The organism is Delftia sp. S65 (assembly GCF_016516495.1).
In the GTDB taxonomy this organism is placed as follows: Bacteria; Pseudomonadota; Gammaproteobacteria; order Burkholderiales; family Burkholderiaceae_C; genus Comamonas; species Comamonas acidovorans.
In genome coordinates, this window is the sequence record NZ_JACVUR010000004.1 from 272425 (window position 1) to 281428 (window position 9004).

Genomic DNA, 9004 nt, shown 5'->3' on the forward strand with positions numbered 1-9004 from the left:
GTTCCCTGATGGATTCACGCATGCCCCGCCTTCTTTCCCCCCTTGCCGCCGCCCTGGCCCTGCTGCTGGGCGCCGGTGCCGCCCACGCCGATGCCACGCTGGACAAGATCAAGCAACGCGGCAAGCTGTCCGTGGGCATCGACGGCGCCAGCCCGCCGTTCGGCGTGCTGGACCCCGCCACCGGCAAGACCGGCGGCTACCAGACCGAGCTGGCCGCCGACATCGCGCGCCGCCTGGGCGTGCCTCTGGAGACGGTTCCCGTGACGGCCTCCACGCGCGTGCAGTTCCTGCAAAGCGGCAAGGTGGACCTGTTGATCGCCAACATCCAGTGGACGCAGGAGCGCAGCGAGATCCTCTCGTTCGCGCCCACGCCCTATGACCTGATCGGCGGCGGCGCCCTGGTGGCCAAGGCCAGCGGCATCAAGCGCTGGGAAGACCTGCGCGGCAAGGTGGCCTGCGTGTCGCAGGGCAGCAACTTCGCCAAGCCCCTGGCCGAGAGCTATGGCGCCGTGGTCAAGGGCCTGCGCGGCATTCCCGAGTCGCTGCTGGCGCTCAAGGGCGGCACCTGCGCGGCTTCGGTCCATATCCAGCCCGCGCTCTATGAAAAGCTCACCGGCCCGAATGCAGCCGAGTGGAAGGACTTCGAGCTGGGCACGCAGGACCAGTTGATTCCCTCGCCCACCGTGGTGTGGACGCGCCGCGGCGAGGCCGACACCCAGGCCTTCGTGGACAAGGCCATCCAGGACTGGCACCGCACGGGCTTTCTGCTCAAGGTGGCCCGCGCCAGCGGCGTGCCCGACACCTGGATCGCCGAGCGCCACGAACGCGCGCTGAAGGGCCAGTTCGACCGCGCGCCCTACGACTTCGCGGTGTATGCGGCAGCACAAGCCGATGCGCAGGCAACCCAGGCCGCCGTCAAGGGAGCCAGGCCATGAAGCCGACCCGCACCGCACTGGCGGCCCTGCTCGCCCTCACGGCCCTGGCAGCCCATGCCGACGCCACGCTGGACCGCATCAAGCAGCGCGGCAAGATCGTGGTGGGCGTGATGCTTTCGGGGCCGCCGTTCGGCACCATCGACCCCGTCACGCAAAGGCACGTGGGCTACAACGTGCAGCTGTCCGAAGGCGTGGCCAAGGGCCTGGGCGTGGGGGTGGAGACCGTGCAGGTCCAGCCGTCCAACCGCGTGCAGTTCCTGCAGCAGGGCAAGGTGGACATCCTGATCGCCAACATGCAGTGGACGCAGGAGCGCAGCGAGATCCTGTCCTTCGTGCCCACGCCGTTCGAGGAAGTCGGCGGCGCCGCCATCGCCAAGAAGGGCAGCGGCGTGCGCCAGTGGGACGACCTGCGCGGCAAGCCCGTGTGCGTGTCGCAGGGCAGCAATTTCACCAAGCCGCTGGCCGATCAATACGGCGCCCAGATCAAGGCCTTCCGGGGCCAGCCCGAGTCGCTGCTGGCCCTCAAGGGCGGCAACTGCGCGGCCGCCGTGCATGTCAGCCCCACGCTGCGCGAACTCGTGGCCAGCAATGCGGACTGGAAGGACTACGAGATCGTCTCGCCCGCGGACATCATTCCTTCGCCCTCGGTGATCTGGCTGCGCAAGGGCGAGTCCGACACGCAGGCGGCCATCGACCGCATCGTGCAGGACTGGCACCGCACGGGCTGGCTGATCGAGGTGGAGCAGCGCAACGGCATGACGCCCACGCCGCTGCTGCATCAGCTGCACGACAAGTTCAGGAAGGCGCCCGCATGAGCACCCACACCAGCACCAGCACCCGCACCAACACCAACACCAGCGGCCACATCACCGGCCCCGCCGACCTGGTCACCGCGCTGCGCCACGCCCTGGGCGATGCCCATGTGCTCACGGGTGCCGATGCGGCCGGCTACCTGACCGACCAGCATGGCCGCCTCACGGGCCAGGCCCTGGCCGTGGCACGGCCTGCCGACACGGCCCAGGTGGCGCAGCTGGTGCGCCTGTGCCGCGCCCACCGCACGCCCATCGTGGCCCAGGGCGGCAACACCGGGCTGATGGGCGGCGCCACGCCCGACGCCTCGGGCCACGCCGTGCTGCTGTCGCTGGCGCGCCTGAACCGCGTGCGCGCCATCGACACCGACAACGACACCCTGACCGTGGAAGCCGGCGCCGTGCTGGCCCATGTGCAGCAGGCTGCGCGCGATGCGGACCGGCTGTTCCCCCTCAGCCTGGGCTCCGAGGGCAGCTGCACCATTGGCGGCAACCTGTCCACCAACGCGGGCGGCACCCAGGTGCTGCGCTACGGCAACGCGCGCGAACTGGTGCTGGGCCTGGAAGTGGTGACGGCCGAGGGCGACATCTGGGACGGCCTGCGCGGGCTGCGCAAGGACAACACCGGCTATGCGCTGCGCGACCTGTACGTGGGCAGCGAAGGCACGCTGGGCATCATCACGGCGGCCACGCTGCGCCTGCATCCGCTGCCCCGCGCCCAGCACACGGCCCTGCTGGCCTTTGGCTGCATACGCGATGCGGTGGCCTTCCTCAACCAGGCGCGGGCGGGCTTCGGTGCCAGCCTGACGGCGTTCGAGCTGATGTCGGACACGGCACTGGGCCTGATAGCCCGCCATGTGCCCGAGCAGCCGATACCGCTGGCGCTCAAGGCACCCTGGTTTGCGCTGATCGAGCTGTCCGACAGCGAGGGCGAGGACCATGCGCGCCAGCGCTTCGAGTGCGTGGTGGGCCAGGCCTTCGAGGACGGCCTGGTCACCGATGCCGCCATTGCCGAGAGCCTGCAGCAAAGCCAGGCCCTGTGGCGGCTGCGCGACCAGGCCCTGGGCGAGGCCCAGCGGCGCGACGGCCGCAACATCAAGCACGACGTGTCGGTGCCCATCTCGCGCATCCCCGACTTTCTTGCGGCCACGGCCGCGCTGCTGCAGGCGCGCTTTGGCGCCGTGCGGCCCGTGGCCTTCGGGCACCTGGGCGACGGCAACCTGCACTACAACGTCTCGCACGCGCCGGACAGCACGCCCGCGCAGCTGTTTGCCCAGGAAGACGCCATCCACGAGGTGGTGCACGACAGCGTGCACGCCCACGGCGGCTCCATCAGCGCCGAGCACGGCGTGGGCCAGACCAAGCGCGACCTGCTGCCCCGCTACAAGAGCGCCGTGGAGCTGCAGCTCATGCGGCGTCTCAAGCAGGCCTTCGACCCGCTGGGCCTGCTCAATCCCGGCAAGGTGCTGCAAGCCCTGCCGGACGATTTGCCGAACGATTTGCCGCACGACTTGCCGCAGGTTTCTCCAACGCCAGCCGCCGCATTCCAGGAAGGCCCCACGCCATGACCACGCCCTTTCCCCTTTCGCAGCGCGTGCAGCGCGTCAGGCTCTCGCCCAATGCCGCGGCCAGCGCGCGGGCCACGGCCCTGGCCCGCCAGGGCCGCGACATCATTGCGCTGACCACGGGCGAGCCCGATTTCGACACGCCCGAGCCCATCAAGCAGGCCGCCATCGCGGCCCTGGCCCGGGGCGAAACCAAGTACACGCCCACGCCCGGCACGGCCGCGCTGCGCCAGGCCATCAGCGCCAAGTACCGGCGCGAGAACGGCCTGGACTTCGACGCCGGGCAGATCATCGTCAGCAACGGCGGCAAGCAGGTGATCTACAACGCGCTGGCGGCCACGCTGGACGCGGGTGACGAGGTCATCGTTCCCGCGCCGTACTGGCCTTCGTTTCCCGACATCGTGCGCGTGAACGACGGCACGCCGGTCATCGTGGACTGCGGCATTGAGCAGGGCTTCAAGCTCACGCCGGCCGCGCTGCAGGCCGCCATCACGCCGCGCACGCGCTGGCTGGTGCTGAACACGCCGGGCAACCCCTCGGGCGCCGTCTACAGCCGCGAGGAACTGGCCGCCCTGGCCCAGGTGCTGCGCCTTCATCCGCAGGTGCTGGTGCTGCTGGACGAGCTGTACGAGCACATCTGGTTCACGCCCCAGGCCCCCGCGCACTGGCTGGCCGTGGCCCCCGACCTGCGCGAGCGCACGCTGCTGGTCAACGGCGTCTCCAAGACCTATGCCATGACCGGCTGGCGCATCGGCTGGGGCGCAGGCCCGGCCGCGCTGGTGCAGGCCATGGTGGTGATCCAGTCGCAGGCCTCGTCAGGCCCCAATTCCGTGGCCCAGGCCGCAGCCACGGCGGCGCTGCAGTCGCCCGACCAGAGCTTTGTGCAGCAGGCCCGCAACGCCTATGCGCGGCGCGCGCAACGGGTCACCCAGGCGCTGGCCCAGGTGCCGGGCCTGGCCCTGCTGCCGCCGGGCGGATCGTTCTTTGCCTTTGTGCACTGCGGCGCGCTGATAGGCCACCTGCGCCCGGGCGGCCAGCCCATCGCCAGCGACACCGACCTGACCGAATGGCTGCTGGAGTCCGAAGGCGTGGCTGCCGTGGATGGCGGGGCCTACGGCCTGTCGCCGTATTTCCGCATCTCCACCGCCGCCAGCGACGAGGTGCTGGTCGAGGCCACGGCCCGCATTGCACGCGCCGTGGCCGCGCTGAAAGACCCCGCTGCGCAAGCGCACGCGCATGCACAGCCGGCTGCCCTGGAGGCCGTGCCATGAACGACAGCCTGCTTGCCCAGGGCGTGCAAGCGCTCAAGGGCCTGGGCCTGAACTACGCCTTCGTGCTGGATGTGTCCGAGCGCCAGGCCTTTGTGCGCGGCATGTTCGTGACCGTGCAGCTGGCCCTGCTGACCATTGCCGGCAGCCTGGCGGCCGGCGTGGCGCTGGCGGCGGCCCTGACCTCGGGCCGCGCCTGGCTGGCACGGCCTGCGCGCGCCTTTGTGGAGGTCACGCGCAACACGCCCACGCTGGTGCAGCTGTACTGCGCCTTCCTGGTGCTCAACATGCTGATCACCCAGCAGCTGCGCGACTGGGGCGCGGGCAACAACCCGCTCACGCCCTTTGTCTGGGTGGTGATCGTGGTCTCGCTGCACAAGGGCGTGTTCCATGCCGAGGCGCTGCGCGCCGGCATCGAGGCCGTGCCCGCCACCACGCTGGAGGCGGCGCGCTCGCTGGGCTTTTCGCAGCGCCAGCTGCTGGTGCGCGTGCAGCTGCCGCTGGCCGTGCGCTTTGCCCTGCCCTCGCTGACCAACAACCTGGTGGACCTGGTGAAGATGACGGCCGTGGCCTCGGCCATCGCCGTGGGCGACGTGACCTACGAGTCCATCATGATCTGGTCGCAGCGCGACAACGTGCTGGAGCTGCTGCTGCTCATCCTGCTGTGGTTCGGCCTGCTGACCTGGCTGGTCAGCCTGGCGGGTCGCTGGCTGGAACAACACCTGAGGATGCCCGGCTATGGCCAATGAAGCCACCCTGAACACCGGCGGCGCGCCCCGCCCGCTGCCCGCCGCCCTGCTGCGCGCGGCGCGCAGCCCCTGGCTGATCGCAGGCGCCGCACTGCTGGCCCTGTGCGCCTGCTGGGCCGCCACGGACAGCGCCCCGCCCGCCTTCGTGCACCTGTGGAAATGGCTGCCCGCGCTGCTGCGCGGCCTCCTGGTCAACATCGAGATCAGCGTGCTGGCCGTGGCCATCGGCACCGTGGCCGGCCTGGTGCTGGGCGCCCTGTCGCTGTCGCCCACGCCGGCCGTGCGCACGGGCGTGCGCTGGTACGTGCAGCTGTTTCGCAATGCGCCCATCCTGGTGCTCATCTACTTCACCACCTATGTGTTCCCGTTCGAGCTGAAGCTGGTGGGCTGGACCTTTCCGTTCCCCGACTGGGTCAAGGTGGTGCTGGGCCTGGCCCTGCCCACCAGCGCCAACGTGGCCGAGATCTTCCGGGGCGCCATCCAGTCCATTCCCAGCGCGCAGTGGGAGGCGGCCCAGTCGCTGGCCTTTCGCCGCAGCGAGATCTTCCGCCTCATCGTGCTGCCGCAGTGCGTGCGCCGCATGCTGCCGCCGTGGATGAACCTCTACGCCAGCATCACCATGAGCACCTCGCTGGCCTCGCTGGTGGGCGTGCACGACGTGGTGGACACCGCCCAGATCGCCAGCAACACCGTGGCACGCACGGACTTCACCATCCTTGTGTATTTCACGCTGCTCGCGCTTTTCTTTGCCTATTGCTATCCCATCGCCCGGGCAACCCGGGCATTGGAGCGACGCCATGAACGCCACTGACTCCTTTCTCTCCCAACTCGCCACGGCCGATGACCCCGCAGGCACGGCGCCCGCCCTGGTCCACCTGCAGGATGTGCACCTGTCCTTTGGCGACAACCAGGTGCTCAAGGGCATCGACGTGCAGGTGCGGCGCGGCGAGGCGGTGACCATCATCGGGCCCTCGGGCTCGGGCAAGTCCACCATCCTGCGCTGCATCACCGGCCTGCTGCGGCCCCAGCGCGGCGCCATCTCGGTGGCGGGCACGCGCGTGGACCAGCTGCGCACCGAGGCCGAGCTGATCGCCCTGCGCAAGCGCGTGGGCTTCGTCTTCCAGCAGTACAACCTGTTCCCCCATCTGTCGGTGCTGGAGAACCTGGTCATCGCCCCCACGCGCGTGGTCGGCCGCGACCGCGCCACGGCCGAGCGCGAGGCCCGCGCCCTGCTGCAGAAGGTGCGCCTGGACCACAAGGAATCCGCCTACCCCGGCGAGCTGTCCGGCGGCCAGCAGCAGCGCGTGGCCATTGCGCGCGCCCTGGCCATGCGGCCCGAGCTGATCCTGTTCGACGAAGTGACCTCCGCCCTGGACCCCGAGACCGTGGGCGAGGTGCTGACCGTGATCCGCGACCTGGTCAGGGACGGCATGACCTGCGTGCTGGTCACGCACGAAATGCGCTTTGCCGAAGAGGTCAGCGACCAGGTCTATTTCACCGAGGCCGGCCGCATCGTCGAGCACGGCCCGGCCGCCCAGATCTTCGGCAGCCCGCGCAGCGAGCGCACGCGCGAATTCCTGCAGCGCGCCCTGGGCGATGGTGCACGGTCCAGGCCTGCGCCAGCCGCCCCGGCCACAACGCCGCTGCCCTTCAACAGCCTGCGCTTTGCCCTTTGATCCCCACCTCCAGGAGCACATCCCCATGACCGCAGAAACAACGACTGAAACCCCGGCCGGCACAGGCGCAGATACAGGCACCCATACAGACGCCGCCGCCCTGCGCCGCCAGGCCGTGGACGCCGCCCTGGCCGACGTGCGCCAGCTGCTGCAGGCCGGCGCGCCCGACCGCAGCACCCTGTCGGCCATCACCACACGCCTGGAGCAGCTGGCCGCGCACAAGGCCTTGTTCAGCCGCGCGGACTTCCCCCCGCCCGCGCAGACCGAAGGCGTGGGCGCCTCCACGCGCTACCGCCTCAACCCGGCCGATGGCGATGCGGGCCTGGCCCTGTACCTGAACTCCATCAACCCCGGCAAGACCACGGCGCCGCACAACCACACGACCTGGGCCGTGATCGTTGCCGTCGAAGGCCAGGAGCTCAACCGCCTCTACGAGCGCACGGACGACCGCAGCAACCCCGCACGCGCCAGCATCCACCTGGCGCGCGAATTCACCGTGCAGCCCGGCGCCTCCATCGCCTTCCTGCCCGATGACATCCACAGCATTGCCGTCGTGGGCGAGCAGCCCACGCTGCACTTCCACCTCTACGGCCAGCCGCTGGAAACCCTGAGCGGCCGCGTGGCCATCGACCCCGACACCGGCGAAGTCAAGAACTACAACGCCGCCTACTTCCGTCCCAGCGAGGCCGTGGCATGAGCATCCCCCAAGACAAGCACCGGCCCCTGGGCCCGTCGACCCGCCTGCTGCACGCAGGCACGCCGCCGCTGCAGGGCGGCTCCGGCCCCGTCAACGTGCCCGTGGTGCGCACCAGCACCGTGCGCTTTGCCGACAGCGCCGCCTACGCCGACCTGCACCACCGCCGCGAGGCCGGCGAGCGCGTGGCCTCCTATGGCCGCCACGGCCTGGACACGCACCGCGCGCTGGAAGACGCCGTGGTCGCGCTGGAGGGCGGGCACCGCGCCTTTCTCACGCCCTCGGGCCTGTCCGCCATCACCCTGGTGCTCATCGCCCTGCTCTCGCCCGGCGACCATGCCCTGGTGGCCGACAGCGTCTACTCCCCCGTGCGCCGCGTGGACGCCACCTTGCTGCAGCGCCTGGGCATCACGCTGGAGTACTTCTCGCCCTCGCGCGACGATCTGGCCGGCAAGATCCGCCCCAACACCCGCCTGGTCTACCTGGAATCGCCCAGCTCCCTGCTCTACGAAGTGCTGGACCTGCCCGCCCTGGCCGCCGTGGCGCGCCAGCACGGCATTGCCGTGGCTACCGACAACACCTGGAGCGGCGGCTGGTTCTACCAGCCCTTGGAGCACGGCGCCAACCTCTCCATCCAGGCCGCGACCAAGTACATCGCCGGCCACTCGGACGTGATGCAGGGCATCGTCATCACCGACGGCCCCGCGCTGTCGAAGAAGATATCCACCGCCTACGAGGCCCTGGGCCTGACCATAGGCGCCGACGACGCCTACCTGGCACTGCGCGGCCTGCGCACCCTGCCCGTGCGCCTGGCCCAGCACCAGCGCCACGCCACCGAAATCGCGCAGTGGCTGGAGCAGCAGCCCCAGGTCGGCCGCGTCTTCTACCCGGCCCTGCCCTCCGATCCCGGCCATGCGCTGTGGAAGCGGGACTTCAGCGGGGCCAGCGGGCTGGTGTCATTCGCGTTTGCCGAAGGGGTGGACGCCGGTGCCGGCGCCGTGTTCGTTGACTCGTTGCGGCAGTTTGCACAGGGGGCTTCCTGGGGTGGGTATGAGAGCCTGGCGCTGGTGGCGCAGCCTGAGAGGCTGCGGGAGCACAGTGTGTGGACGGGGACTGCGCCTGTGGTGCGGCTGCATGTGGGGCTGGAGGATCCTTTGGATTTGATTGCGGATCTGGAGAGGGGGTTTGGGGGGGTGGTGGAGCGGTTCAGGTTGGCTGCCTGAGATTTTTTGGGGGCTGCTGCGTTTGCTGCGTTTGCTGCGTTTGCTGCGTTTGCTGCGTTTGATGGGTTTGCTAAGATAGCAACAA

The 9004-nt window shown here is 70.0% G+C and carries 9 protein-coding genes; all 9 read left to right on the forward strand.

Annotation, left to right across the window (positions count from 1 at the left end):
- Positions 1-20: 20 nt before the first annotated feature.
- Genes IAE24_RS06260 through metC form a run of 9 tightly spaced genes read left to right on the forward strand, consistent with a single transcriptional unit; the run spans position 21 to position 8919 of the window.
- The gene (locus IAE24_RS06260; protein WP_199959026.1) at positions 21-935 is read left to right on the forward strand and encodes a transporter substrate-binding domain-containing protein; all 915 of its coding nucleotides are present in this window, start codon (positions 21-23) and stop codon (positions 933-935) included.
- Positions 932-1750, forward strand: a complete 819-nt coding sequence (locus IAE24_RS06265) for a transporter substrate-binding domain-containing protein (protein ID WP_016448804.1) — start codon at positions 932-934, stop codon at positions 1748-1750. The genes IAE24_RS06260 and IAE24_RS06265 overlap by 4 nt, the downstream gene beginning before the upstream one ends.
- Positions 1747-3312 (forward strand): FAD-binding oxidoreductase, encoded by a 1566-nt coding sequence (locus tag IAE24_RS06270; protein WP_199959024.1) that lies wholly within the window; start codon positions 1747-1749, stop codon positions 3310-3312. Before IAE24_RS06265 ends, IAE24_RS06270 begins: the two co-directional genes overlap by 4 nt.
- Positions 3309-4580 carry an aminotransferase class I/II-fold pyridoxal phosphate-dependent enzyme gene (locus tag IAE24_RS06275; protein WP_199959023.1) on the forward strand — a complete coding sequence of 424 codons (1272 nt, stop codon included), beginning with the start codon at positions 3309-3311 and terminating at the stop codon, positions 4578-4580. Before IAE24_RS06270 ends, IAE24_RS06275 begins: the two co-directional genes overlap by 4 nt.
- Positions 4577-5326, forward strand: a complete 750-nt coding sequence (locus IAE24_RS06280; RefSeq protein WP_034397155.1) for an amino acid ABC transporter permease — start codon at positions 4577-4579, stop codon at positions 5324-5326. The genes IAE24_RS06275 and IAE24_RS06280 overlap by 4 nt, the downstream gene beginning before the upstream one ends.
- Positions 5316-6137, forward strand: a complete 822-nt coding sequence (locus IAE24_RS06285; RefSeq protein WP_199959015.1) for an amino acid ABC transporter permease — start codon at positions 5316-5318, stop codon at positions 6135-6137. The genes IAE24_RS06280 and IAE24_RS06285 overlap by 11 nt, the downstream gene beginning before the upstream one ends.
- Complete coding sequence (locus tag IAE24_RS06290; protein WP_325100512.1) at positions 6124-7002, forward strand: amino acid ABC transporter ATP-binding protein; 879 nt, start codon at positions 6124-6126, stop codon at positions 7000-7002. The genes IAE24_RS06285 and IAE24_RS06290 overlap by 14 nt, the downstream gene beginning before the upstream one ends.
- A gap of 25 nt (positions 7003-7027) precedes the next feature.
- A complete protein-coding gene (locus IAE24_RS06295; protein WP_199959013.1) occupies positions 7028-7699 on the forward strand; it encodes a cysteine dioxygenase family protein in 672 nt (223 codons plus the stop codon).
- Complete coding sequence (metC, locus tag IAE24_RS06300; protein ID WP_097201319.1) at positions 7696-8919, forward strand: cystathionine beta-lyase; 1224 nt, start codon at positions 7696-7698, stop codon at positions 8917-8919. Before IAE24_RS06295 ends, metC begins: the two co-directional genes overlap by 4 nt.
- Positions 8920-9004: the final 85 nt, after the last annotated feature.